Consider the following 25,107-nt stretch of genomic DNA (forward strand, 5'->3'; position numbering starts at 1 on the left):
CCGCACTGCATGACAAGTGCGGTCTTTTTTTCTGACACTTTTTGATTAAAGTGTAATATCTAATTTTGCATAAGCACGACGCGCTTTTTCCAACGCCTCTTCAACAGAGTGATCTCTTGCTAGGATAACGCCCATACGACGATGACCATTCACCTCACCTTTTCCAAACAAACGCAAGTTCGTATTCGGTTCGGCAAGCACTTCAACTAAATTACCAAATTCTACTTGATTCGATTTGCCTTCCACTACAATCGCCTTTGACGCAGATGGGCTAATTAAATGAATATCTGGAATCGGTAACCCTAAAATTGCACGTGCATGCAGCGCAAATTCAGATAACTCTTGAGAAATTAATGTCACCATCCCAGTGTCATGTGGACGCGGTGAGACTTCATTGAAAATCACGTCATCGCCACATACAAACATCTCTACACCAAAAATACCTCGACCGCCTAATGCCGTCGTAATTTTCTCAGCAATAGCCTGCGCTTTTTGCAACGCTACCTCTGACATAGCTTGTGGCTGCCATGATTCACGATAATCTCCATCGATTTGAATATGTCCAATTGGTGCTAAGAATGATGTGCCATGAATGTGGCGTACAGTTAACAATGTAATCTCATAATCAAACTTCACAAAGCCTTCTACAATGACACGTCCACCACCTGCACGCCCCCCTTGTTGAGCATAATCCCAAGCTTTTTGCATTTCGTTGGCAGACTTCAAAATACTTTGCCCATGACCAGATGAAGACATAATCGGTTTAACAACGCAAGGGAGCCCAATTTTTTCCACGGCAGATTTAAAATCATCAAAATTATCTACAAATTGATAGTTTGATGTCGGCAAACCAAGCTCTTCTGCTGCCAAACGACGAATGCCCTCGCGATTCATCGTCAATTGTGTCGCCTTTGCAGTGGGAATAACATGAAACCCAGCTTGTTCTAATTCCACTAAAGTCGCCGTCGCAATTGCTTCCACTTCTGGCACGATATAATCAGGTTTTTCTTTTTCAACTAAAGCCTTTAACGCAGCACCATCAAGCATTGAAATCGTATAAGCACGATGTGCAACTTGTTGAGCAGGCGCATTGTCATAACGGTCAACCGCAATGACCTCAACGCCTAAACGCTGAAGTTCAATTACGACTTCTTTGCCGAGCTCTCCCGATCCCAACATCATTACTTTCGTCGCTTTCGCGGTAAGTGCAGTACCAATTTTTGTCATGTAGATTTCCTTCTGGATAGATTATATTCAAATCAGATTAAACCTGTAGTTGTTTTTCATCAAGTAATAATTCGTCATTGTGATTGACGCCAATACCACGAGCTATCACATTTTGAGCAATACGATGTGCATCTGAGAGTGAATGTTCAGTGTAAGTACCACACTGATATTCATTTAATTCGGGAATTTGCTGTTGTTCTTTAACCTGTAAGACATCTTTCATAGAAGCTAACCAAGCCTCTGCAACCTGTTGCTCATCTGGCGCCCCAATTAACGACATATAAAAGCCTGTACGACAGCCCATAGGCGAAATATCAATAATTTCAACCGCATCACTATTTAAATGATCACGCATAAATCCAGCAAATAAATGCTCTAGTGTGTGAATGCCTTTCGGTGACAATATTTCTTTGTTCGGCACACAAAAACGTAAATCAAACACTCGAATTTCATCCCCTTTCGGTGTACGCATGATTTTTGCTACACGAACAGCTGGCGCCTGCATTCGAGTATGATCGACTTTAAAACTATCCAGTAATGGCATAATGATTTCCTCAAATTATTACGTTATTACAATTTTAATGAAATTTTTTTGAACTTTACGTTAACACGTTTGTCTCAAGAAACAGCAACTTGCAGTTGTTTTTAATAAAATTGGTTCCTTAGGTTATTTCACCACTCTTTTAGAGTGGTGTTTTTTTATCTGTAAACACCGTTATTTTACGGAAATTGCTAAGAAATTCACGGTGAAGTAGAGTAAAAAAACATAACGCATTAGCTTACCCAAAATCATTAAGAAAAAAGCACGCCACATATTCACACTGAACCAACCTGCCAATACACAAAATAGATCTCCTACGACTGGCAACCAACTGAGTAATAAACTCCATATTCCATAACCTTGAAACTGTCGATGAGCCCATTGAAAATAAGGATGCTGTTGCGTTTTATACTGCACGTTAGGCAACATGCGACCAAGCCAATACGTAGTCAAACTTCCTAGGCTATTTCCACTGACTGCAACTGCCACTAACACGATAACCTCATACGACCAAATACTACTCTGACCAAATACGAGCGGTGTCAATAAAGCAACAAAAATGATTTCTGAGTTACCTGGTAAGACGGTTGCACTTAACAATGCACTGGCAAACATCAACCATAAACTGTGTTGCTGCCAAAACTCTCCTGTAAAAAAATCAATCATCCCTTAATTAACGTATTCGTCCTAACATCAAATACATCCATTCCTGCCGCTAATCCAGCTTGTACACCTAAATCTGCGTCTTCAAATACCAAACAGGTTTGAGGGTTAACGTGAATTAACTCAGCACAGCGTAAAAAGGTATCGGGCTCTGGCTTATGTTTAGTCACATCCTCGGATGTCACAATCGCATCAAAGTAATCAGTCATAGCAAATTTTTCTAATAGTAAATGGGTCATTTCACGATGTGAGCCCGTACCTAATGCCATAGGTTTATGTTGATAAAAATGCTTGGCTACTTTGGCTGCTGGCAATAACGAAGCTTGTTTTAACAACAGCGCCTTGCCAAATTGGCGTTTTAGGTGCATCACATCAGGTAATAAACTTAACGGCATCTCCGCTTTTTCCATCATAGCTTGAGCAATCGTGCGCAAAGGCGCCCCAGCCATTTGATACATCACCTCTGGTTGTAATGCATAGCCATAATGCTCACCTACCATCAACCATGCTTGCGCGTGACAAGGCATCGTATCAATTAAAGTGCCATCCATATCAAAAATTAATCCATTGTACGTATTAAAAAGTTGAGTATCTAACATACTTTCTTCACTATCTGACAGAACAAAAAATAAATATTATTGTGCTATAAATTTGTGATCTCTGCACTGTTTAATTACATCAAATTGGGCTAGACTGACCAATAGTTCACAATGAGGGCGGTATGAATATTCAATCCCACTTAAAAAGATTACAAGTGCGTAAGTTAATTGATGAGGAAATCGTCGACATTGTCTATCATGCTCAACATTATTTAGTGCAATATTGGCATGTTGATGTGAATAGAGCGCAGGCTACAACCTTACTTGTGCACTTAGCTAACTCATTGGGTAGAATCAAACGGCAGCATTGTGCCTCGCCTTTACACAAAGATTTTCAAGCGAAAATTCAAAGTGCAGCCTGTTTTCCCACTGTGTTAGCGATCCATGAAGACATCTTGAAATTGATTCCTTTCCCTATTCCAGAAAATGAACAAAGTTACTTTTTAGCGAACTATTACTCATTATTACTTGATCAACCTGATATCTTAGATAAAGCGCATTCTGCCCACTATCAAGCTATCAATTAACACATCAAAATTTAAATAGAACGACAGCGTCTTAAGATAGAAATAGATAAGAAGATTTTCTATAAAAATAGAAAAATCTCATTAAATACTTGAATGTTTTTATGAAAAACTAACAAAGGAAAGATTAAATGGCGCACCCGAGAGGATTCGAACCTCTGACCGCTCGGTTCGTAGCCGAGTACTCTATCCAGCTGAGCTACGGGTGCGTATAGTCGTATAATCAAGGCCAATTTATTTACTTGCTTTTACCATTCTAACCATTTACATGAAATTAAAATGGCGCACCCGAGAGGATTCGAACCTCTGACCGCTCGGTTCGTAGCCGAGTACTCTATCCAGCTGAGCTACGGGTGCAGCACGTGTTCACTGCCACTTTATAAAATAACATATTAAATAAAGTGGCTAGCAAACCAGAGTAAATGGCGGTGAGAGAGGGATTCGAACCCTCGATGGAGTTTTTGACCCCATACTCCCTTAGCAGGGGAGCGCCTTCAGCCTCTCGGCCATCTCACCGCAATCGGTTTGTGGGCGGTATAATACGTTTTTCTGAAAATAAGTCAAATCATTTTTTACAAAAAATTATTCAGTTGACTGATTTCTCTACAATTTCATCAAATTACAACAAAAAAACTATTTCCCACGTAAAATTGCACGTAAATTTGCCAATTGGTTGGCAGTATGCTCTTGTTGTTGCGCTTTCGTCATTGGTGGCTTATCACGTTCCCACTGCACATCATCTCTCGGTAATTCTGCTAAAAATCGACTTGGCTCTGGGCTCAATATTTCACCAAACTGACGTCGCTCTTTGCATAATGAAAAAATTAAACTTTGTTGCGCTCGGGTAATTCCGACATATGCTAAACGGCGTTCTTCCTCTACATTTTCTTCATCAATACTGGTTTGATGCGGTAAAATGCCTTCTTCCATACCAATCAAAAACACATGCGGAAACTCGAGACCTTTTGACGCATGTAATGTCATCAATTGAACTTGATCACTCTCATCATCGTCTTCTCCTCGCTCCAGCATATCGCGCAACGTTAGCTGTGCCACAACGTGATTTAAGCTCATTGGTGGATCAACATCATTGCCTTTCAACATCTCTGCCACCCAATCAAACAAAGTCGCTACATTTTTACTTTGCATCTCAGCAACTTTAGGGCTAGGGGCAGACTCATACAAATATTCTTCATACTGTAATTGCGCTAGCATCGTACGAATCGCACGCTCTGGTTCAGAACGTAATACCTCATCGCTTAATTGGACGATCCACTGCGCAAAATGCTGCAACGCATTGTATGCTTTGGGGGACATCCGATGAATCAATTCGAAATCAAACACCGCCTCAAACAAGCTTATATGCTTCTCTTGGGCTAATGTGCCCAATTTTTCTAACGTGACGGGACCAATTTCTCGTTTAGGTGTATTGATAATGCGCAAAAATGCAGCATCATCATCTTGGTTTACTAATAAACGCAAATACGCCATCATGTCTTTGATTTCAGTTCTGGAGAAAAATGAAGTGCCACCTGAAATCTTATATGGAATGCGATTTTGTACGAGGACTTTTTCTAACACGCGAGCCTGATGATTACCACGGTACAAAATCGCATAGTCTTTGTACTTGGTTTTACGCATAAAACGATGGGCAATTAATTCACTAACCACACGTTCGGCTTCTTCGTCCTCGTTTTTTGCTTCAATAATTTGCAATTTTTCACCTAAATCCAATGCAGAAAAAAGCTGCTTGTCAAAAACGTGTTCATTATTCGCAATCAGAATGTTGGCACAATGTAAGATACGCTGGGTCGAACGATAGTTTTGTTCAAGTTTAATCACAGTGAGATCAGGATAATCCAATTTGAGACGCATCATATTTTGTGGACGTGCACCACGCCATGAATAAATAGACTGATCATCATCGCCAACTACGGTAAAACACGCTCGCTCTCCCACTAATAATTTAATGAGTTCATATTGGCTGGTATTCGTATCTTGATATTCATCGACTAATAAGTAACGAATTTTCTGCTGCCATTTTAACCGCACTTCTTCATTCTGCTTAAACAACAAAGTAGGCAACATGATTAAGTCATCAAAATCTAACGCATTGTACGCTCGAAGTTGTTTGCTATATCGCGCATAACATTCCGCAAACGTCTGGCTTTTTTGATCATTTGCTAAGGCCTTCGCATGTTGTGGAGCAATCAAATCATTTTTCCAATTAGAAATCGTCGATATCAATTCTCGTAATACGTCTTTGTCTTCAGACAATACATCTGCCGTTAATGCTTTTAATAACGCAAGTTGATCCTGTTCATCAAACAACGTCATTCTCTCTTTAAAACCAAGATGCGCGTATTCTTGTTTAATAATGTTAAACCCCAATGTATGAAACGTGGATACGATTAAACCTCGACTGGTTTGTTTGCCAATGGAGTGCGCAACGCGTTCTTTCATTTCTCGTGCAGCTTTGTTAGTAAAGGTTACGGCAGCAATATGCCGAGGCGAATAACCACAATGTGCGACTAAATGTGCAATTTTATTAATAATAACGCGAGTTTTACCCGATCCTGCTCCTGCTAACACTAAACAAGGACCAGTAACATATTCAACGGCTTTTTGTTGTTGTGGGTTTAATTTCATAACGTAATATTTTTTATTCTGTTTGTTGTGACCATGCGTAAGGTAATAATGCGGTATCCAATAAAAATGACATTGGCAAATCTAAAACAGGCAGCCCCCAGACTTGTGCCATTTCCAGATCATATTTGATTCCCGCGTAAGAAACATAAGGCTCTGTTGGATCAATCAGTTTAACGACCGTTCCACAACCCGTTGTGCTCAAAAGTGCGGTAAATACAAGAAAGTACTTATACATCGTTCACCCATAAAAAAGATGGGCTAATGATATAAGTAATAGGTCAAAAATGCGATACTAAAATAGTAGAAAATAAAAATGCGGTTAAATGACTAACCGCACTTTTGTTTAATGAAGAATGGAATTATTTTCCATCCCAAGCATGAATTGCTTTAGCACGAATATCTAATTTGCTTTGTGCATTACCTTTGAAGTAGTTTTTATCTAAACCACCTTCCCAGTCACCGTAGTTATTGTTTGGTAATACGATGAATTTTTTACCAAAGGCTTTGCTATTTTTCATCACAAATGAACGACGTTCTTCATTTGATTTTTTATAAGTTTCATCACCGAAATCGTTTAAGTTATCACCCACGAATAACACGATGTCATAACCCATATCTTCAACTTGTTTAAAGCGAATCGATTTGTTGGATTTGTCTTTTTTCAATAATAATGTTTTGTCATTTACACCAGTAAATCCAAGGCGTTTCATGTCATCCACTGTGCCCGCTTTTTCAACGTCATCACGACGGTTTGAAACGAAGAACATGGTACCGCCGTTTGCATTGACATAGTTAGAGAACTCAACCGCACCTGGAATTGCCGCTGATTGTCTTGCGTCAACCCATTTTGTCCAAGTTTTTGGTGAGAAACCTTGACCGTTTTGTACTTGCCAACCAGCATAAGCACTGTTATCGATCATAGTTTCATCTAAATCGACCACTACTGCTTTTTTCTTACCTTTTTTTGCTTTTGCATGATCAAACGCTACTTTTGCAGAGTTAAACGCTTGGTGAGCTAACGCAGCGTATTCGCCAGATTGTTGTGTCCAAACTAGGCCTAATGCCGCTTGTTGCTGTAATTTTGCTTGATTTGCTTGCTCTACAGCTTGTTGATTTGAACAAGCTGCTAATAATACTAATGAGCTAAGTGCTACGACTGATAACTTAAATTTTTTCATTTTCTTCTCCTTGAATGCCCAATTAATATGCTGGGTGGAGCTAATGTAACAAATTAGCAAGCAAACTTATAGCTAGCGCCACGTTGAATGTGACTAAGATCACATAATTTTTCTTTTATGTGATTATTATGACATTCATCAACATACTCAATGAAACACATATTAGCCAAACTTCTGTATTTTTCCGCGCACGTTCACTGTATTTTTAAGTTATAATGCCCCATAAAGTTTCACTTACTCAAACGGATATCTTATGGCAAAAATTGCAGAAAATCCTCTTGTTCTTGTTGATGGTTCCTCTTACTTATACCGTGCTTTTCACGCTTTTCCACCCTTAACTAACTCGCTCAATGAACCAACTGGGGCGATGTATGGTGTATTAAATATGCTGAAAAGTTTAATTTCACAAGTGCAACCGAGCCATATTGCCGTGGTGTTTGATGCCAAAGGTAAAACCTTCCGTGATGAAATGTTTGAACAATACAAATCACATCGCCCGCCCATGCCTGATGAATTACGTAGTCAAATTTTACCGCTACACAACATCATTCGTGCGTTAGGGATTCCATTATTAGTGGTTGAAGGTGTGGAAGCCGATGATGTTATCGGTACTTTAGCGGTGCAAGCCTCAAAAGCAGGTAAAAAAGTGCTGATCAGTACTGGCGATAAAGATATGGCACAGCTTGTTGATGACAACATTATGCTGATCAACACCATGAATAACACGCTATTAGATCGTGAAGGCGTCATCGAAAAATACGGCTTACCGCCTGAATTAATTATCGACTACCTCGCGTTAATGGGCGATAGCTCGGATAACATTCCTGGCGTACCTGGTGTAGGTGAAAAAACCGCGTTGGGGCTGTTACAAGGCATCGGCAGTATGGCAGAAATCTATGCCAATTTAGACAAAGTCGCCGAGCTACCAATTCGTGGAGCGAAAAAATTAGGTGATAAATTACTTGATGCCAAAGAAATGGCAGATCTTTCCTATGCGCTAGCGACCATTAAAACGGATGTTGAATTGGAAATCACGCCAGAACAACTGACCTTTGGCACCGCTAATAATGATGAATTAATAGAATATTTTGGTCGTTATGAATTTAAACGTTGGTTAACGGAGGTAATGAATAACGGCACAAATTCGGTGACTAATGGCTCTGAACAACCTGTCAAAATCAATAATTATCAAGCCACGCCACCCGCAACAGAGCCTGAAAGTACGGTCAAAATTGAGATTGATCGCAGCAAATATGAATGTATTTTATCTGTTGCTGATTTTGAAAAATGGTTGGATAAACTCGCTCAAGCAAAACTTATCGCCGTTGATACGGAAACTGATAATTTAGATTATATGAGTGCGAATTTAGTCGGTATTTCCTTTGCTCTAGAAAATGGCGAAGCCGCTTATTTACCATTACGCCACAATTACCTTGGCGCACCACAACAAATGGATTTTGATACCGCACTTTTACGCTTAAAACCGATTTTAGAAAATCCAGCAATTGAAAAAGTGGGTCAAAATATTAAATACGATTTAAGTATTTTTGCGCGTAACGCCATTCATGTTCAAGGCGTCGCTTATGACACCATGTTACTTTCTTACGTACTAGACAGCACAGGTCGTCATAATATGGATGACTTAGCAAAACGCTATTTAGGACACCAAACAATTCGCTTTGAAGATATTGCTGGCAAAGGCAAAGGGCAACTCACCTTTAACCAAATCCCCCTTGAACACGCAGCTGAATATGCTGCAGAAGATGCAGACATCACAATGAAATTGCAGCAAGTGCTGTGGGCGAAAGTGTCAGAACAGCCCGCATTAGTTGAGTTATATCGCACAATGGAATTACCATTGGTGTCTGTACTTTCACGAATGGAACGCAATGGTGTGCTGATTGATAGCGATGCACTATTTACACAATCCAATGAAATTGCCACAAGATTAACCGCACTTGAACAACAAGCCTGTGAACTTGCTGGACAAACATTTAATTTAGCATCAACAAAACAGCTACAAGAAATTTTGTTTGATAAGCTCGGGTTACCTGTATTGAAAAAAACACCGAAGGGGGCGCCATCCACTAATGAAGAAGTGTTGGAAGAACTTGCTTATGATCACGAATTACCCAAACTGTTAGTCGAACACCGTGGTTTAAGCAAATTAAAATCAACCTATACTGATAAATTACCGCAAATGATTAATCAGTACACAGGTCGAGTGCATACTTCCTATCATCAAGCAGTGACAGCAACGGGGCGGTTATCCTCAAGTGATCCAAACTTACAGAATATTCCTATTCGTAATGAAGAAGGACGCCGTATTCGCCAAGCGTTTATCGCGCGTAACGGATTCAAGATCGTTGCAGCCGACTATTCACAAATTGAATTACGTATTATGGCGCACTTGTCAAAAGACCAGGGACTAATCAAAGCCTTTAGCGAGGGCAAAGATATTCACCGTTCAACTGCGGCAGAAATTTTTGGTTTGCCATTAGAACAAGTGACTAGTGAACAGCGTCGTAGCGCAAAAGCGATTAACTTCGGCTTAATTTACGGCATGAGTGCGTTCGGTTTATCTCGTCAATTAGGGATTCCGCGTAATGATGCACAAAAATATATGGATTTGTATTTCCAACGTTATCCAGGTGTGCAAGCCTTTATGACTGATATTCGTGAAACCGCAAAAGCACAAGGCTATGTGGCAACACTATTTGATCGCCGTTTATATTTGCCCGATATCAGCTCATCGAATGCAATCCGTCGCAAAGCAGCTGAACGTGTCGCCATCAACGCGCCAATGCAAGGCACTGCCGCAGATATTATTAAACGTGCAATGATTGCTTTAGATACACAAATTAGTGGTAATCCTGATATTCAAATGATTATGCAAGTACATGATGAATTGGTATTTGAAGTGCGGTCAGAAAAAGTGGAAGCATTTAGTAAGTTGATTAAACAAACAATGGAACAAGCAGCTCAGCTTGTTGTACCGCTAATTGTGGATGTCGGCGTGGGTAAAAACTGGGACGAAGCTCACTAATCAGCAGAAAAACAAAAGGCGGAATATGATTTCCGCCTTTTTCTATGCTATACCAACCAAGCCATAACATTATGCCGCAGGTTTTTTAAGGAATTTTTTACGAATCTTAATGTTGATCATCTCAACGACCACAGAGAAGCCCATTGCGAAGTAGATGTAACCTTTCGGAATATGGAAATCTAAACTTTCTGCAATTAACGCCACACCGATCAGGATTAAGAACGATAAGGCTAACACTTTTAAGGTTGGATGTGTTTCAACAAAATCGCCAATTGGTTTTGCTGCAAACATCATTACCCCTACAGCAAGAACAATCGCAACAATCATAACACCAATTTGATCCACCATACCCACTGCAGTAATCACGGAGTCTAAAGAGAATACGATATCCAAAACCGCAATTTGTGCCAAAATTCCAATAAAGCTTGCCGCTTTTGGTTTATCAGCTTCACTCGCTTCTTCTGGCGTCATTGCATGGTGAATTTCGTGCGTACTCTTCGCCACTAAGAATAACCCCCCGATTAATAAAATCAAATCGCGTCCCGAGATTTCCTCTCCCAAGACAGTAAAGAGCGGTGCAGTTAAAGACATCACCCAAGAAAGTGACAACAACAGCGCAATACGCATCCCCATTGCTAAACCTAAACCAATTAAACGTCCTGATTGACGTTGATGTTCAGGTAAACGCCCCACTAAAATACTGATAAAAATGATGTTATCAATCCCCAACACAATCTCAAGTGCGGCTAATGTAAAAAGTGCTACCCAAGCTTCTGGACTCGCTAGCCATTCAAACATAATATGGTTTCCTTAACTGTTAAAAAATCGTATGAATAATATAGTGTTGTTTAAAAAATGCCAAGAAATTAATCATGCCCATCCAAAAACTGTTGCAAAATAGCCTGAGTAAATTCTTTGCGTAAATAAAATCCAAGCGGTAAAGTTGAAATATGCTCTCCTTGTTTACCCACCCCTCTGGTTAACGCTTTACTGTTCGCACCTTTAGGACGTAACTGCAAGACCTCACCTAATGTTGCATTAATTTGGTCAAGTTTTCCTAACGTAATATAGTCCATTAACTCTTCCCAATCACGCTGTAAGCATTGCTCTTGTTTAGGGGATGGTTGCCATAAAATCGGCTGTCCAATATGACGCTCTGCTAACGGAATATGTCGTTCACCTTCAACAGGCATCCATAACACTTTACTCAATTTATGTTTAACATGTGAGTCTTGCCAAGCCACTCCCATATTTTGAGTCAGCGGTGCTAGACTGACAAACGTGGTTTCTAACGGCATTCCGCTTGCATTAATCGGGATCGTTTTCAGCTCGATTCCCAAATGTGCAAAGTCGCGTTCTGCTTTACTCCCCGCCGTTGCGCCTAATGCACTTTCAATTAACATCCCCACCCAGCCCTTATCACGTTTTAAATTGGGAGGAACAGGAATTGATAACGTCATCGCTAATTCACCAAACGTTAGGCCAGCAATTGATTGTGCTCGATCAAGCAACTCTTGTTCTGTTTTTGGTGTCATCACTGTGAACGATATTTTTTCAGAAGTTTTGGCTTAACAAACTCGATCCCTTTATCCACATACGCCACATTTTCTAGCTGCAATAAATGACGTTTCGTAGGCAATCCCCCACCGAATCCCGTTAACGTACGATCTTTTCCTAAAACACGATGACAAGGAATAATAATGCTAATCGGGTTTCGCCCTACCGCTCCCCCAACAGCACGTACAGCGTTAGGGTGATCAATTAACTGTGCAAGCTCACTATATGTCGAGGTTTGCCCGTAAGGAATACCTTGTAAGGCTTGCCAAATACGTTGTTGGAATGCAGTACCTTGTGGCGCCAGAGGAATCCCCACAAATGTGTCTTTTTTACCCGCAAAATAATCCGCTAATGCTTGCTTGACTTGCATAAAGAGCGGTCTATTTTCATCAAGAATCCAGTGGGGATTCGGCGGAATTGACTCGACTTCAAAATCAAGATTAGTTAATTTTTCATTCTGACAAAGCAGTAACAGACGCCCTACAGGCGAATGAAAATAGCAATAATAAATAGCTGACATCATGTTCCCTTAAAAGAAAAAGCGTACCGAAGTACGCTTTATTATCCGTAATTTTTCCCGAATTAGAAACGATAGTTTACGTTTAAACCATAAATATTCGCTTTTGCTTTACTGGTAAAAGGAACTTTTTCTTCTGTAAAGGTATTTTTCTTACCTTTTAAGTGCGCAAAACCTGCATCAACAGAAAGATTTGGCGTGAAGCGGTAAGTTGCTCCGACACTGTACCATGTACGATTCGTATCAGGGATAGAGATCGTATGGTGATCTTGTGCCGCACTTTCATCATGTGCAATACCAGCACGAAGCGTTAAAGCGTCATTGACATCATAGCTCGCACCGAATGCAATACGTGATGCATCTCTAAACTCTTCTTCTTTACTGAATAACGTTTTTCCATCTACACCTTTCGCGCGTAATTCTTTAAATTTGCTCCATTGTGTATATTTGTAACTATAATGAATCGCAAAGCGATCTGTCATCTTATGATAACCAGAGATTTCCCAATATGCTGGCAATGGTAAATGTAAGGTACCTGGGATATTCTTACTACTAGTTGGGGTAATATTTGAGCTCTCTAATACTGGAGCAATTTCCACTGGGAAATCATTAGAATAATCGCCTTTAAAGTCGATATCCACTTGTGAATGATAAGCGACACCCACGCGGTTACGCTCATTAAACTCATAAACTAAGCCCGCATTCCAACCGAAGCCCCATTTATCGCCTTCTAATTTATGAAGGATACTAGATGGCTTCATACCTAATGCTGTTAATTTAGAAAATCGAGTATGTTTTATTAAGCTACCTAAATAACGTTCAAGTTTTGCTTTAGCATGAACGGCATTTAAACCTAAACCAAAGCTTAATTTATCAGTAATACGATAAGATCCGCTTAAGTTAAAATTAATTGCAGTAAGATCTGTTTTACCACCTAAAAACCCACCATCATAACTATCATTAAATTCTGTTGCTAAACCGTAGTTCACGTTAACTCCGCCACCTACAGCAAACTTATCATTAATTGGGTAAACCGCATAAAGTGTTGGCACTAAGGCATTTGGTGCAATATTTTTATAGGAAAAACCTGGTAATTTTGATTCTAAATCAATATTAGGATCAACATAAATGGCTCCCACAGACATTTCAGCTTGTTTTAACAAGCTCATTAAAGCTGGGTTAGTTGCTACAACTGACGCATTGTCTGCGATCGCTGCTTCACCAGCATATGCACGACCTAAACCAGAAGTCGACACTTCTGCTAATTGGAACGCCGCTGCAGATGCACTCCCTGCCGCAACCATAAGAATTGAAGAGAGAAGAGTTTGAGTAAATTTGCTCGTTTTTGCCATTTTCAGCCCTTTTTATTGTTCAAATTATGTTAATAAGGGTTTGGATTCTAAAGAACTCTAAGAAGTGGTGCAAATTTATTTCCATATTTTTATAAGAGTTCAGACCAGTAAAATACAAGACACATAATAGCCATCAATAAAGTGCGGTTAAATTTTACGAAGAATTGGAACAGTGATAAAATGTTTGCCAATGTCAATTCCATTTAAAGAGGATAAAAATAATGAGTAAATTAAAATGTCATCCTGAAGAAGCAAAAGCCTGCTGTTGTGTAGATGTAGGAACCATTATCGACGGTTCAGACTGCCACGTTGATTTTGAACAACTTTACGCCACTGAAGCGCTTGCTCAAGAAGCGCTCGCCTATTTAACGCAAAAAGCCAAAGCGGCGGAAAGCGATCCTTGCCAAATCAAAAGTGAAATCACGCTTACTGACCAAGGGGCACGCTTAAGAGCACAATTTGACTTCAGTTGCCAAGCAGAAGCGATGATTTTCCAACTCTCTACTCGCTAATTGCAATAGAAAAAAGACGGTATCCTAAGATACCGTCTTTTTTTCTGATCCATTTACATCAATGTCGTAATCAAGATAGCGAGAATCTGCGGAGAAATAATCCTTAAAAACATCACCATCGGGTAGACTGTGGCATAAGATAACGCCGAAGCACCACTCTCTTCTTTAATGGCATTGGCAAAGGCTAATGCAGGGGGATCGGTCATCGAACCTGCTAATAATCCACAGAGGGTTAAATAATTCATATTAGCATATAAACGTGCAATGACCGCGGTAATCATTAGTGGCACAAAAGTAATAATAATCCCGTATGCCATCCATTCCAACCCACTACCATTGACTAGCGTGTCGACAAAATTTCCACCCGATTTTAATCCAACGACAGACAAGAACAACACGATACCAATTTCACGTAATGCTAAGTTAGCACTTGGTGGCATAAACCAGTACAGTTTTCCGATACTCCCGATACGCGCTAAAATCAACGCAACAACCAATGGTCCGCCCGCTAAGCCTAATTTTAGTGCCACAGGGAACCCTGGAATATGGAAGGGGATCGAACCTAACAACACACCAAGCCCAATCCCAATAAATACGGGGAGCATTTGTACTTGTTGTAATTTTTGCTGAGCATTACCGATGACTGAGACCGCTTGGTCTAGCACTTCACTCCGCCCCACCACATGTAACACGTCACCAAATTGTAATGTCGTATTTGCCGAAGGAACCAACTCCACACCTGCACGGTTTAAACGAGCGATCACGACCCCATATTTTTGGTGAATGCCTAACGAACGGATACGTTTTCCTAATACTTTCTCATTAGTGACCACAATCCGTTCTGAGCGTAAATCCCCCGCAAAGCTAGATAAAGGCACATCGACTTCCTCACCTAACACTAATTTAATTTTGCGTAACAGCGGTAATTCCCCCACTAAATGCAATAAATCACCTTGTTTTATAATCGTGTTAGCCTGCGGGACACTAATACTTTGTTCTCGTTTTAAACGAGTACACACGACATCTTTCTTTTCATCAAAACCTGGAATATCAATTAAACGCAAACCATCTAAATTTGGATTTGTGACTTTAATATTCATCGAGCTCAGGGTTTCTTTATCTTGTCCACTTTCTTTTAAGAAGTTCTTCGCTTCATCATCCACTTTGACACGAAAGAATAAACGAATTAACCACATAGAAAGCAAAATACCACAAATCCCAAAAGGATACGCCATCGCGTACGCCATCCCCATGGTAGAGGAAGTCTGTGTATAGTGAAGCTCAGTTAAAATCTGTTGCCCTGCCCCGAGAGAAGGCGTGTTTGTGACGGCTCCCGAATAAATCCCGAGAATAATATCTAACGGCACATCCGCTAACAAATAAATCATCACAACTGATAAAGAACCCAACAACACAATCAGTGCTGCAAAGCCATTTAATTTCAATCCTGATTCACGCAAAGACGCAAAAAAACCCGGTCCAACTTGAATACCAATGGTATAAACAAATAAGATTAATCCAAATTCTTGAATAAAATGTAAGGTATGCTGATCTAATTCTAGATCGGTATATTGCTTTATAAAATGGGCAACAATAATACCGCCGAATAGAACGCCACCAATACCTAACCCCACGCCTCTAATCTTCCAATGTCCTATCCACAACCCAATGACAGCAACAAGTGCAAGGAGGCTAATAGTGATCGCAATGTCACTCATAATTTACCTCTACATCAATTTTAAATTTAACAAAAATAACTATAAATAATTATATCAAGCTCCGTTTTTAAAAACTTAAAGAAATAATGAAAATTTAATCTTAATCACATTTTTCTTGCTTAACTAACGAAAATTTTTAAGAATACAACACCATTTTTTTAACAATACATTTATATTTGGAATCATTATGAATTGGTCGCAAGAACTGTTAGACTCATTTTTTTGGTTATTGAAAAGTCTGTCTTTAACCGCGATTTTATTTCCTTTAGCTGTCTATATCGTGTCAAAAACAACTCGATGGGGACACCAACTTTGGCTTCTCGCAGAAGCTTATTTCAATCCACGTAATAGTATTCGCCCATTACTTTATTTTATTATTATCGTTTTTTTTGATTTATTATCCGTACGCATCGATATCTTAGTGTCTAATTGGTACAACGCACTGTATAAGTCTTTACAGGATATGAACGAAAGTGTGTTTTGGCAGCAAATGGTCGTGTTTGCTGTCATTGCGACATCAAGTATTGGTAATGCGCTCCTAAGCTACTATCTGAGCAAACGCTTTTTAATTCATTGGCGTCTTTGGTTCAATAACAGAATGTTGAATAAATGGACGGAGAACCAAGCCTATTACAAAACTCAATATCTTGAAAATCAACTGGATAACCCCGATCAACGTATTCAACAAGATATTAATGCGTTCGTTTCTAATACGTTAGATTTTGCAACAGGCTTGATTTCGTCGATTGTCTCCATTGTCGCGTTCACGATCATCTTGTGGAACTTATCTGGCACCATGAATATTGGCAGTATCGAAGTGCCACATGCGATGGTCTTTCTGGTCTTTATTTATGTATTAGTCACCAGTATTTTTGCCTTTAAAATTGGACGCCCGCTGATTCAACTGAATTTTGCGAACGAACGTTTAAATGCGAACTACCGTTATTCGCTCATCCGTTTAAAAGAATACGCTGAAAGTATCGCGTTCTATCGCGGCGAGAAAATGGAAAAACGCCAATTAACCTCACAATTTGATCAAGTCATTGACAATGTTTGGAAAGTTGTCCATCGTACGTTAAAACTGTCAGGTTTTAACTTAATTGTCACGCAAATTTCTGTTGTTTTTCCACTGGTTATCCAAGTCACCCGCTATTTTAGTAACCAAATTACACTCGGCGATTTAATGCAAACCTCAAGCGCCTTCGGACGTGTACAATCCGCATTGTCTTTTTTCCGTAATTCATACGATGATTTTGCTGCCTACCGTGCCGTTCTCGATCGTTTGACGGGATTCCATACTGCCATTCAACAGGTCAATCAACCATCAGATTTAAAGATTCAAGACAGCGAAAATGTGATTCGTTTTGAACACCTCAATGTGCATACCCCAAATGGTAAAACATTGATTCAGGATCTCAATCTTGAATTACCTATGGGAACGTCATTATTAATTCAAGGGGAATCGGGTGTAGGTAAAACTACATTATTAAGAACCATTGCTGGATTATGGTCTTATGCAAACGGCACAATTCACTGCCCACAACATAATACGTTGTTCTTATCACAAAAACCTTATTTACCACAAGGTCGCTTGATTGATGCACTGTATTATCCCGATGTTGCACCAGACAATGTTGATCGAGAGCATGCAATGAGCATTTTACAACAAGTTCAATTAGGTCATTTAGCTGATAAATTAGAACAACGCGATGAATGGACACGCGTACTGTCACTTGGTGAACAACAGCGCTTATCATTTGCTCGTGTGTTATTATGTAAACCTATTGTGGTCTTCTTAGATGAAGCAACAGCAAGTATGGATGAAGGGTTAGAAGACGCGATGTATCGTTTATTGAAACACGCCTTGCCTCACACAACCATCATCAGTATTGGGCACCGTTCTACATTAATTGCACATCATCAACAGCACCTTAAACTTGGCTAATTTCCAACTAGGCTTTGCTTTTTAGCAAAGCCTTTAAAAAACACTTAAAAATCCCTGGTGCTTAATAAGAAAAACTTTCTAAACCAAACGATTACTGCTAAAATCGCGCCCAATTTTTGTACTTATCTTCAAACTATCTATATGCTAAAAAACATTTTATTATTCCTTGCAATCAGTCTCATGGCAGGTTGTCTTTCAACCAAACCTGAACCCTTTCCTGCTGAATTTGCGAATTTAGACTATGAATTATCGGATGAGGATGCGCAGAAATGGGTGCGTGCTAGTTTACAAGTCGAACAATGTATTTACCCTCACCTCACTCGTATTCAACGTGAGCATTTTGCTAAAGAAGATGCCTATATTCATTCCCAATATGTCTTCTTTTACCCATTAGAAGACATCATTGGTGAATCTTATGTCAAAATGATCCAAGCCGATGAAAAATCGATGGGATATGCGACATACCAATATAAAAAATTTAAGCAATCTGAAACGACACCGTTAGATGAAGAAAAATGTCTCCTTCTTAGACAACAAGCCAAAGACGATTTAGCTGTCGTGAAAGGGCAATATAAAAGTGGGATGGCGGAAGATAAGCCAAACAAAGAAAAAACCAATACCGAAGGTGTCGCTACTGGTCAAAACAAATTTTTCTTCGATATTATCAAATGGGGAACCGCCCTACTACTCTAAGCGTTAAGTAAGCTTAACTGCCTGCTTAGTCCTGACCATCTGGTTTTCATTAAAATCAAAACGCAATCGATTACAAAGTGACTAAGCTCAAATAATTTGAGTTTAGTCATTTTAATTCTTCTCTTTTTCAGCTAGTCTAACCATAATCTATATCACATAATTTTTAATAAAAATTAAGGAGAATTTATGACAATTTTTACCCTTGCTCAAAATTGGCTAGCACAAGATCCTGACGCAGAAACCCGCGCAGAATTAGAGCAATTAATTTCAGCGGCTCAATCTGGAGATGAAAAAGCAAAAGCAGAATTAACAAGCCGTTTCGATGGTCGTTTACAGTTTGGTACAGCGGGTTTACGCGGTCGTTTGCAAGCAGGTTCTATGGGGATGAACCGCGTGTTAGTTGCTCAAGCAGCAGGTGGGTTAGCCGAGTATTTAAAAGGCTACGACAAACAACCATCTATCGTAATTGGTTATGATGGCCGTAAAAATTCAGATGTCTTTGCGCGTGATACGGCAGAAATTATGGCGGGAGCAGGTATCAAAGCCTATTTATTACCACGCAAATTACCAACCCCAGTTCTTGCATACGCCATCAAATATTTTGACACCACCGCTGGCGTAATGGTGACCGCAAGCCACAACCCACCAGAAGATAACGGTTATAAAGTTTACTTAGGTAAAGCAAATGGTGGCGGTCAAATTGTTTCACCAGCAGACCAAGATATCGCGAAATTAATTGATAAAGTTGCCGCAGGTTCAATCAACGATTTACCACGCAGCCAAGATTTCATTGTGTTAAATGATGAAGTGGTTGACGCATACATCGCAAAAACAGCATCACTTGCAAAAGAACCACAAACAGACATTAACTACGTTTATACCGCAATGCACGGTGTAGGCTATGAAGTGTTAAGCAAAACTTTAGCGAAAGCAGGCTTACCACAACCAAGCGTAGTGGCTGAACAAGTATGGCCAGATGGCACATTCCCAACGGTGAACTTCCCGAATCCAGAAGAAAAAGGGGCGTTAGATCTCGCGATTAAAGTGGCAAAAGAAAAAAATGCGGAATTTATCATTGCTAACGACCCAGATGCTGACCGTTTGGCTGTGGCTGTACCTGATGCGGAAGGAAACTGGAAAGCATTACATGGCAACGTAGTGGGGTGTTTCTTAGGTTGGTACCTTGCAAAACAATATCATGCACAAGGTCAAAAAGGTATTCTCGCCTGTTCTTTAGTTTCATCGCCAGCCTTAGCTGAAATTGCGAAAAAATACGGGTTCCAATCAGAAGAAACCTTAACTGGCTTTAAATACATCGGTAAAGTCAATGGCTTATTATTCGGTTTTGAAGAAGCATTAGGCTACCTCGTTGACCCAGATAAAGTACGCGATAAAGACGGTATCTCTGCAACAATTGTATTCTTAGATTTAGTACGCAACTTGAAAAAACAAGGCAAAACATTAGCCGATTATGCGGATGAATTTACAAAAGAATTCGGTGCTTATGTGAGTGGACAAATCTCAATTCGTGTGGATGATTTATCTGAAATCGGTAAATTAATGACCGCACTTCGTAACAACCCGCCAAGCGAAATCGGTGGCTTCAAAGTGGCTCAATTCTTAGACCACACCAAAACTGATCGCCAAAGTGATATTTTAGTTTTCGTACTGGAAAACGGCAGCCGTTTAATCGCTCGTCCATCAGGTACAGAACCAAAAATCAAATTCTACTTAGATGCGAAAGGTAAAGATCCACAAGACGCAGATAACGTATTAGCACAATTTGATGAAAGCGTTCGCCAAATTTTACGTAAAGACGAATTTGGTAAACAAGCTTGCTAATCCTTGATTAGAAATACAAAAATGGCACAGAGATTTATCTGTGCCATTTTATTTAGATACTTGCTATCACTGACTTGATTAACGATAGAAAATACAATTCTAAACTTAATATTGTTCTCTAACGACTTTCTTCCCTGGCTCTGCCTGATCAATTTTTTCTTGAGCTAATTCGTGATCGGCTTCATCCACTTCGGGTTCAGGCTGTGCCACTTCAACACAAGGGTGGAATTGGAAACAGCCATAAACAGGGAAATGGTCTGAACCAATATCAGATAACACACGAATATCACGCATCATAAAATCATTACTATGATAAATATGATCTAAAGGCCAACGTAAAAAAGGATATTTTGCGTGGAAGGTGCTATATAAACCACGTCCAACACGAGGATCCAGTAACCCGCTCGTTTTTTGGAATAAACGTGAGGTCGATGACCACGCCACATCATTCATATCCCCGAATACTAATACTGATTGGTTATTTTCGCTGATTTCTTGTCCTACTAATAAAAGTTCTGCATCACGATGTGTCGACGTAGCACTTTCCGTTGGTGTCGGTGGCATAGGGTGTAAACAATATAAATGAATCCAATCCCCTGAAGGCAGGCAAGCTTCGGTATAAATGGATGGAATATCTTCTTGTACCCAATGGCGAACCTCAGTGTTTCGTAGCGGCAAACGGCTATACAAATGCATTCCATACAAATTATCGAGTGGAATTTTGACTGTATAAGCATAGCTTTCTTCTAGTGAGGCTAACTTTTCTTCCCACCACAAATCCGTTTCTAATGTCAGCACCACATCTGGTTGCCAATTCTCGATCAATTGCAATAATTTATCCACTTGACGATTGGGTGTGAGTACATTGGTCGTAAGCAATGCGATACTGCGTTCATCTTTTTCACCATGATATTGCAAGACTTGTGGGCGTGACAAACGTGTATAGGCAAGAATCTCCCAAATCTGATAACCCATACAGAGCAAGTTGAAACACTGCAACACAATCCACAACCACATCGGCTCAGGCTGCACGACCCAACCCAGCACGAAACAAAATAAATTCAGACCTGCAATCTGCAAACGTGGAAAATCAAAGATCCGTACCGTCCAATGATTAAACGGTAAGAACGGTAAAAGCGTGGCAATAATCGGAATGCTTAAAAAGACAAAAAATAACCAATCCATTGTTCGAGTAAACGTAAATCATCTATTAAACGTTGAGCAATAGTAGCATTATTTAATCAAGGTGCAAAATAGCAAATCAAAACACCCGGCGGTCAAACGGAATTCAATATGACCTCATATGACCGCACATTCTGCCTTTAAAAGAAAACATCAACATAATCTGTTGCCTGATCACAAGGGTTAGCCATTTGCTGTAAACGCCAATATTTACGTTTCCCTGTGGCTCTAAACTCAAATTCCCCCACTCGCTCACACTCATTACCATGATGAATGTGATCCACTCGCGTAATAATCATCCCTGAAAACTTAAATGCTCGCTCATCAATCACCTCTATCAATCCTTTCAATATCACGTAATTGTCATTAACATACTGCTCCCCTTCTATCATTAAGCCCGCGGGACCTTCATAAATTTCGGCTAAACCAAACTTTTCCCAACTTACCCATTGCAAAGACAATTTATGATTGCCAATCATTTTTTTCTCAATTGCTTCAATTTGTTTCTTCGTCAAAGGGACTACTTGCTGAGATGAAGGATTGTCTGCAAGAGCTTGTGCGTAAGTGTCTAAACCAATACTGATTGCAAAACAAGCTAATGCAAAAAATTTGAAATATTGAAAAAATTTCATAGGGCATCTCCTAATAAATGAAAATCATCGACCACTCCCACCCGCCAATAACGCGAGAGTAAGCGTTCCATAGATAAGCACAAAAAGTACAATAGCAAAATTACACGACAAAGTTCGAACAACAATTCGCTATTAAAACGAAATTCGATATTCTATAATGAACAGAAAGTCTGTAAATTATACAACATTCCGCATTTCAATTAAGGAGACAACATGAAAATAATCACTCAATTCAGTTTAGCTACGATGTTCGCTTTAAGTCTTGTCGCTTGTGATAATGCAAGCAAAACAAATTCAACTCCAAATACCACCGCGAAGCAAGCAGCAGCTCAACTCAGTCCACAAGAGCAGTTCCGCCATGATTATGAAAAATTCGAAAAATGGAACAGCGAGTCTGAACAAGAAATCGGTAAACACTTCAAACCTATCGAAGAAAAAATGGCAGCAATACAAAGTGGCAATATCACCGCGACACCAGAAGATGTCGATACATTATTTGCGCCATTCCAAGAAGTAATGAATAAAGAACTACAAAAATTAGATGCCCTTAACTTAAAAGATCCTGAAATGCTAAACTATGCTGCACTCGTGAAAAAAGCGTATCAAGGTACATTTGAAACGCTTCCACTTATCATGAAATTGTCTCTTGACCCAGCTAAAGCAACGCAAGAATTATCAAAGGCAGAGGCGACATTCAGCGAATTTGAAAAAAACCAACAAGAAATGGAAAAAGAGAAAACGCGCTTAAAACAAAAATATGAACAAAAATAATTCAATTTCATGTTTTTAAAAGAAAATAGCCAAACATCCTGTTTGGCTATTTTTTTATTTCTTAAATATTCAAAAAACAAATATGTCGCAAAATACCTTACACACGCAATTTAAAACTATAGGATGAAATTGTTTTTCACCCACCATTAAACGCCCAGCAAACGGTGCACTTTGTTTGCTCTCCACCTGCACATCAACATGAATAGCTTCAAGTTCAATATGATTGTCTGCATCAGCTAAACTATTTTGTGCAACTGATATTTGGCTATAAAGTCCTGAAATCACACACAACGATAAATACGAAATTTTTCTCATAAATAGATATATAAATTTAAAAAGTTAATAAATGCGCGTATTCCAAAAAACATACAGCCAAGCCCCAGACACATTTCAGGTTTCTGGAGCTAAGCATTAAATATGGTGCGGAATACACGTTATGGGGGTGGCATTATAATAGCTACACGTCCAACTGCGATTGGCATATGTAAGCCAGCCATTCCTTTGAATCAAACAGAGTTGGGATCACTGATACGCACGAGTGCTGCACGCCTTATAGGTACGTTTTATTGCTTGTATGGTTATCAAAAAGTACAAATGACCGCGAAACGTACACCATCTGCGGTCATTTTATATCGAATTTAGAGAATTAGGAATCTTTTTGAAAGAGGTCGTAGTTTTATAGTTAAAAATCCATTTGAATAAGTAGCTCAGAATGTTATTAAAATTGTATTTTGACTATCAGTAACTTAGTCATAAGTTCAGAATAGCTTATTGTTTTTTTATGAAAAAGCACCTTCTATCTATGAAAAATACTTTAATTTTATTAAACATCGTTCTAGAGAATACAAGCTCTATTATGAGAATATGTAATGAAAGACATAAAACTGAAACTACTCTAAAATAAACAAGCATAATTCGTATCTCTGAATAGCACTACTAAGAACATGAGCATCATCTCTAATTAAGGGACATTAGGATTCTTTGTTTTATGCAAATTGTTTTTATATTCCAAGTCATTTAATTTTAAAATATACATATTTTCCAGCTCATTATTATATTTTTTTATTTGTTCATCATTATATTTTTTTATTTGTTCAAAATATTCTTTTAATACCATATCATTCTCATACTTTTTCATTCTATCCATTTCTAACTTTCTTTTATCAAAAAGAAAAATACTTATTATAATAGAGAATAAAGTCATAGAAAGCCCCACAACAACAGCAACTTTTTGAGGTTCACTCTTAATAAAAAAATCAAAATAAGGATAAAAACCACCTAGCAACGTAATTAACGCTCCTATTATTAAATATATTTTAGATAATTGCTCAAGAATTCTTATCTTATTATTTCTTTTATTAATATATATTATACCTTCTGATGCTTTTTTTATATCAGATGATGTAACCTCTATGATTTCATCACCAAAAATAGATTTTTCCTCAATAATATTTTTTTCTATTAATTCTTTTTGTTTTTTGTAAAACTTATCTAGTTCAATATTAGCTGTCTCTGTATAAATAACTTTCATGACTTTCCCTCATTAACCTGACGAACTACAAAGAGTATGACTCCCAAAGCAAGGCTTCCACCAAATAGAAGAATTCCCCAAGAATGATCTAATTTGCCACTACCTAAACCAGCAGATATTGCACAAATATATTCTAGTGATTGCCCTAAAATAGACATTAGACTATTAGCTCTAGGCTTTTTCTGTAAACTAATTGCAGCATCTCTTACATGTGTTTGTGTAACTTCTAGAGTATCGGGATTCTCTCTTTTCCCTAATGCAATTGATGTTTCAAAAAGAGTTTGGGAATAGTCCTTAATCGTGTTCTTATATCTAATAATCCCCTCTTTTGTGAAATTATTATTTTGAAGTTCTAATTCTGTTTTCATAAATGCAATATTTTTCATAGTGAAAATATTATAAAGACAAACATATTAATATGTTTGTCT

General features: G+C 38.9%; 24 protein-coding genes and 3 tRNA genes. 8 read left to right on the plus strand and 19 right to left on the minus strand.

Going from position 1 to position 25,107, the window contains the following annotated elements; translation table 11 throughout:
• Positions 1–45: 45 nt before the first annotated feature.
• From purT to ACWIT3_RS01045, 4 genes are all read right to left on the minus strand, one after another.
• Positions 46–1,227 carry a formate-dependent phosphoribosylglycinamide formyltransferase gene (gene purT / locus ACWIT3_RS01030; RefSeq protein ID WP_457160992.1) on the minus strand — a complete coding sequence of 394 codons (1,182 nt, stop codon included), beginning with the start codon at positions 1,225–1,227 and terminating at the stop codon, positions 46–48.
• A 37-nt stretch (positions 1,228–1,264) separates the two neighbouring features.
• Positions 1,265–1,771 (minus strand): S-ribosylhomocysteine lyase, encoded by a 507-nt coding sequence (gene luxS / locus ACWIT3_RS01035; protein WP_457160993.1) that lies wholly within the window; start codon positions 1,769–1,771, stop codon positions 1,265–1,267.
• Positions 1,772–1,942: 171 nt separating this feature from the next.
• On the minus strand, positions 1,943–2,434 hold the full coding sequence (locus tag ACWIT3_RS01040; protein WP_457160994.1) for a YqaA family protein: 492 nt from the start codon (positions 2,432–2,434) through the stop codon (positions 1,943–1,945).
• Positions 2,431–3,030 carry a beta-phosphoglucomutase family hydrolase gene (locus ACWIT3_RS01045; RefSeq protein WP_457160995.1) on the minus strand — a complete coding sequence of 200 codons (600 nt, stop codon included), beginning with the start codon at positions 3,028–3,030 and terminating at the stop codon, positions 2,431–2,433. The genes ACWIT3_RS01040 and ACWIT3_RS01045 overlap by 4 nt, the downstream gene beginning before the upstream one ends.
• Positions 3,031–3,152: 122 nt before the next feature.
• On the opposite strand from ACWIT3_RS01045, the gene ACWIT3_RS01050 reads away from it, so the two are divergent.
• Positions 3,153–3,557 (plus strand): hypothetical protein, encoded by a 405-nt coding sequence (locus tag ACWIT3_RS01050; protein WP_457160996.1) that lies wholly within the window; start codon positions 3,153–3,155, stop codon positions 3,555–3,557.
• 129 nt (positions 3,558–3,686) lie between these two features.
• Here the strand turns inward: ACWIT3_RS01050 and ACWIT3_RS01055 are convergent.
• The 6 genes from ACWIT3_RS01055 to ACWIT3_RS01080 all read right to left on the minus strand — a co-directional run bounded on the left by ACWIT3_RS01055 (position 3,687) and on the right by ACWIT3_RS01080 (position 7,381).
• Positions 3,687–3,763 (minus strand) — tRNA-Arg (locus tag ACWIT3_RS01055).
• Between the two features lie 71 nt (positions 3,764–3,834).
• Positions 3,835–3,911 (minus strand) — tRNA-Arg (locus ACWIT3_RS01060).
• 66 nt (positions 3,912–3,977) lie between these two features.
• Positions 3,978–4,070 (minus strand) — tRNA-Ser (locus ACWIT3_RS01065).
• Between the two features lie 117 nt (positions 4,071–4,187).
• The gene (rep, locus tag ACWIT3_RS01070; RefSeq protein WP_457160997.1) at positions 4,188–6,203 is read right to left on the minus strand and encodes a DNA helicase Rep; all 2,016 of its coding nucleotides are present in this window, start codon (positions 6,201–6,203) and stop codon (positions 4,188–4,190) included.
• 13 nt (positions 6,204–6,216) lie between these two features.
• Entirely contained in the window at positions 6,217–6,438 is a 222-nt protein-coding gene (locus tag ACWIT3_RS01075) for a YceK/YidQ family lipoprotein (protein ID WP_457160998.1), read from the minus strand.
• Between the two features lie 124 nt (positions 6,439–6,562).
• Positions 6,563–7,381: a 5'-nucleotidase, lipoprotein e(P4) family gene (locus ACWIT3_RS01080; protein WP_046339483.1), complete on the minus strand. Its 819-nt coding sequence runs from the start codon at positions 7,379–7,381 to the stop codon at positions 6,563–6,565.
• Between the two features lie 253 nt (positions 7,382–7,634).
• On the opposite strand from ACWIT3_RS01080, the gene polA reads away from it, so the two are divergent.
• A complete protein-coding gene (polA, locus tag ACWIT3_RS01085) occupies positions 7,635–10,427 on the plus strand; it encodes a DNA polymerase I (protein WP_457160999.1) in 2,793 nt (930 codons plus the stop codon).
• 69 nt (positions 10,428–10,496) lie between these two features.
• Here polA and ACWIT3_RS01090 read toward each other — a convergent pair whose 3' ends face one another.
• The 4 genes from ACWIT3_RS01090 to ACWIT3_RS01105 form a co-directional block, all read right to left on the minus strand.
• Positions 10,497–11,225, minus strand: coding sequence for a TerC family protein (locus ACWIT3_RS01090; RefSeq protein WP_457161000.1), 729 nt, complete (start codon positions 11,223–11,225; stop codon positions 10,497–10,499).
• A gap of 68 nt (positions 11,226–11,293) precedes the next feature.
• Positions 11,294–11,962 carry a DNA mismatch repair endonuclease MutH gene (gene mutH / locus ACWIT3_RS01095; protein ID WP_457161001.1) on the minus strand — a complete coding sequence of 223 codons (669 nt, stop codon included), beginning with the start codon at positions 11,960–11,962 and terminating at the stop codon, positions 11,294–11,296.
• Complete coding sequence (locus ACWIT3_RS01100) at positions 11,962–12,504, minus strand: methylated-DNA--[protein]-cysteine S-methyltransferase (protein WP_457161190.1); 543 nt, start codon at positions 12,502–12,504, stop codon at positions 11,962–11,964. The genes mutH and ACWIT3_RS01100 overlap by 1 nt, the downstream gene beginning before the upstream one ends.
• Positions 12,505–12,566: 62 nt before the next feature.
• Complete coding sequence (locus ACWIT3_RS01105; protein WP_457161002.1) at positions 12,567–13,853, minus strand: outer membrane protein transport protein; 1,287 nt, start codon at positions 13,851–13,853, stop codon at positions 12,567–12,569.
• Between the two features lie 221 nt (positions 13,854–14,074).
• Here ACWIT3_RS01105 and ACWIT3_RS01110 point away from each other — a divergent pair, with 221 nt between their 5' ends.
• Positions 14,075–14,365, plus strand: a complete 291-nt coding sequence (locus tag ACWIT3_RS01110) for a YfcZ/YiiS family protein (protein ID WP_457161003.1) — start codon at positions 14,075–14,077, stop codon at positions 14,363–14,365.
• A 53-nt stretch (positions 14,366–14,418) separates the two neighbouring features.
• Here the strand turns inward: ACWIT3_RS01110 and ACWIT3_RS01115 are convergent, their stop codons facing one another.
• Positions 14,419–16,083 (minus strand): putative transporter, encoded by a 1,665-nt coding sequence (locus ACWIT3_RS01115; protein WP_457161004.1) that lies wholly within the window; start codon positions 16,081–16,083, stop codon positions 14,419–14,421.
• A gap of 187 nt (positions 16,084–16,270) precedes the next feature.
• Between ACWIT3_RS01115 and ACWIT3_RS01120 the strand changes: the two genes are divergently transcribed.
• From ACWIT3_RS01120 to ACWIT3_RS01130, 3 genes are all read left to right on the plus strand, one after another.
• On the plus strand, positions 16,271–18,028 hold the full coding sequence (locus ACWIT3_RS01120) for an ABC transporter ATP-binding protein/permease (protein ID WP_457161005.1): 1,758 nt from the start codon (positions 16,271–16,273) through the stop codon (positions 18,026–18,028).
• Positions 18,029–18,169: 141 nt separating this feature from the next.
• Entirely contained in the window at positions 18,170–18,721 is a 552-nt protein-coding gene (locus tag ACWIT3_RS01125) for a DUF5358 domain-containing protein (protein ID WP_457161006.1), read from the plus strand.
• 186 nt (positions 18,722–18,907) lie between these two features.
• A complete protein-coding gene (locus tag ACWIT3_RS01130) occupies positions 18,908–20,563 on the plus strand; it encodes a phospho-sugar mutase (protein ID WP_457161007.1) in 1,656 nt (551 codons plus the stop codon).
• Positions 20,564–20,668: 105 nt separating this feature from the next.
• On the opposite strand, the gene ACWIT3_RS01135 is transcribed toward ACWIT3_RS01130, so the two are convergent.
• Together ACWIT3_RS01135 and ACWIT3_RS01140 are read right to left on the minus strand one after the other, a co-directional pair.
• On the minus strand, positions 20,669–21,748 hold the full coding sequence (locus tag ACWIT3_RS01135; RefSeq protein WP_457161008.1) for an endonuclease/exonuclease/phosphatase family protein: 1,080 nt from the start codon (positions 21,746–21,748) through the stop codon (positions 20,669–20,671).
• 137 nt (positions 21,749–21,885) lie between these two features.
• On the minus strand, positions 21,886–22,377 hold the full coding sequence (locus ACWIT3_RS01140) for a hypothetical protein (protein WP_457161009.1): 492 nt from the start codon (positions 22,375–22,377) through the stop codon (positions 21,886–21,888).
• A 213-nt stretch (positions 22,378–22,590) separates the two neighbouring features.
• Between ACWIT3_RS01140 and ACWIT3_RS01145 the strand changes: the two genes are divergently transcribed.
• Together ACWIT3_RS01145 and ACWIT3_RS01150 are read left to right on the plus strand one after the other, a co-directional pair.
• Positions 22,591–23,148 carry a hypothetical protein gene (locus ACWIT3_RS01145; protein WP_457161010.1) on the plus strand — a complete coding sequence of 186 codons (558 nt, stop codon included), beginning with the start codon at positions 22,591–22,593 and terminating at the stop codon, positions 23,146–23,148.
• Between the two features lie 417 nt (positions 23,149–23,565).
• Positions 23,566–23,790, plus strand: coding sequence for a hypothetical protein (locus ACWIT3_RS01150; RefSeq protein WP_457161011.1), 225 nt, complete (start codon positions 23,566–23,568; stop codon positions 23,788–23,790).
• Positions 23,791–24,109: 319 nt separating this feature from the next.
• Here ACWIT3_RS01150 and ACWIT3_RS01155 read toward each other — a convergent pair whose 3' ends face one another.
• Positions 24,110–24,679 (minus strand): hypothetical protein, encoded by a 570-nt coding sequence (locus tag ACWIT3_RS01155; protein ID WP_457161012.1) that lies wholly within the window; start codon positions 24,677–24,679, stop codon positions 24,110–24,112.
• On the minus strand, positions 24,676–25,065 hold the full coding sequence (locus ACWIT3_RS01160) for a hypothetical protein (protein WP_457161013.1): 390 nt from the start codon (positions 25,063–25,065) through the stop codon (positions 24,676–24,678). The genes ACWIT3_RS01155 and ACWIT3_RS01160 overlap by 4 nt, the downstream gene beginning before the upstream one ends.
• Between the last annotated feature and the right edge of the window lie 42 nt (positions 25,066–25,107).

Source organism: Pasteurella sp. P03HT (genome assembly GCF_054052285.1).

Excerpts from the sequence above, each read along its gene's own strand:
- ACWIT3_RS01110 (WP_457161003.1), top strand. The coding sequence starts at position 14,075 with ATGAGTAAATTAAAATGTCATCCTGAAGAAGCAAAAGCCTGCTGTTGT.
- mutH (WP_457161001.1), bottom strand. The coding sequence starts at position 11,962 with ATGACACCAAAAACAGAACAAGAGTTGCTTGATCGAGCACAATCAATT.
- ACWIT3_RS01080 (WP_046339483.1), bottom strand. The coding sequence starts at position 7,381 with ATGAAAAAATTTAAGTTATCAGTCGTAGCACTTAGCTCATTAGTATTA.
- rep (WP_457160997.1), bottom strand. The coding sequence starts at position 6,203 with ATGAAATTAAACCCACAACAACAAAAAGCCGTTGAATATGTTACTGGT.
- ACWIT3_RS01145 (WP_457161010.1), top strand. The coding sequence starts at position 22,591 with ATGAAAATAATCACTCAATTCAGTTTAGCTACGATGTTCGCTTTAAGT.
- ACWIT3_RS01160 (WP_457161013.1), bottom strand. The coding sequence starts at position 25,065 with ATGAAAAATATTGCATTTATGAAAACAGAATTAGAACTTCAAAATAAT.
- ACWIT3_RS01040 (WP_457160994.1), bottom strand. The coding sequence starts at position 2,434 with ATGATTGATTTTTTTACAGGAGAGTTTTGGCAGCAACACAGTTTATGG.
- ACWIT3_RS01155 (WP_457161012.1), bottom strand. The coding sequence starts at position 24,679 with ATGAAAGTTATTTATACAGAGACAGCTAATATTGAACTAGATAAGTTT.
- ACWIT3_RS01120 (WP_457161005.1), top strand. The coding sequence starts at position 16,271 with ATGAATTGGTCGCAAGAACTGTTAGACTCATTTTTTTGGTTATTGAAA.
- ACWIT3_RS01075 (WP_457160998.1), bottom strand. The coding sequence starts at position 6,438 with ATGTATAAGTACTTTCTTGTATTTACCGCACTTTTGAGCACAACGGGT.
- ACWIT3_RS01115 (WP_457161004.1), bottom strand. The coding sequence starts at position 16,083 with ATGAGTGACATTGCGATCACTATTAGCCTCCTTGCACTTGTTGCTGTC.
- ACWIT3_RS01050 (WP_457160996.1), top strand. The coding sequence starts at position 3,153 with ATGAATATTCAATCCCACTTAAAAAGATTACAAGTGCGTAAGTTAATT.
- ACWIT3_RS01125 (WP_457161006.1), top strand. The coding sequence starts at position 18,170 with ATGCTAAAAAACATTTTATTATTCCTTGCAATCAGTCTCATGGCAGGT.
- ACWIT3_RS01150 (WP_457161011.1), top strand. The coding sequence starts at position 23,566 with ATGGTGCGGAATACACGTTATGGGGGTGGCATTATAATAGCTACACGT.
- polA (WP_457160999.1), top strand. The coding sequence starts at position 7,635 with ATGGCAAAAATTGCAGAAAATCCTCTTGTTCTTGTTGATGGTTCCTCT.
- purT (WP_457160992.1), bottom strand. The coding sequence starts at position 1,227 with ATGACAAAAATTGGTACTGCACTTACCGCGAAAGCGACGAAAGTAATG.
- luxS (WP_457160993.1), bottom strand. The coding sequence starts at position 1,771 with ATGCCATTACTGGATAGTTTTAAAGTCGATCATACTCGAATGCAGGCG.
- ACWIT3_RS01045 (WP_457160995.1), bottom strand. The coding sequence starts at position 3,030 with ATGTTAGATACTCAACTTTTTAATACGTACAATGGATTAATTTTTGAT.
- ACWIT3_RS01135 (WP_457161008.1), bottom strand. The coding sequence starts at position 21,748 with ATGGATTGGTTATTTTTTGTCTTTTTAAGCATTCCGATTATTGCCACG.
- ACWIT3_RS01130 (WP_457161007.1), top strand. The coding sequence starts at position 18,908 with ATGACAATTTTTACCCTTGCTCAAAATTGGCTAGCACAAGATCCTGAC.
- ACWIT3_RS01100 (WP_457161190.1), bottom strand. The coding sequence starts at position 12,504 with ATGTCAGCTATTTATTATTGCTATTTTCATTCGCCTGTAGGGCGTCTG.
- ACWIT3_RS01105 (WP_457161002.1), bottom strand. The coding sequence starts at position 13,853 with ATGGCAAAAACGAGCAAATTTACTCAAACTCTTCTCTCTTCAATTCTT.
- ACWIT3_RS01140 (WP_457161009.1), bottom strand. The coding sequence starts at position 22,377 with ATGAAATTTTTTCAATATTTCAAATTTTTTGCATTAGCTTGTTTTGCA.
- ACWIT3_RS01090 (WP_457161000.1), bottom strand. The coding sequence starts at position 11,225 with ATGTTTGAATGGCTAGCGAGTCCAGAAGCTTGGGTAGCACTTTTTACA.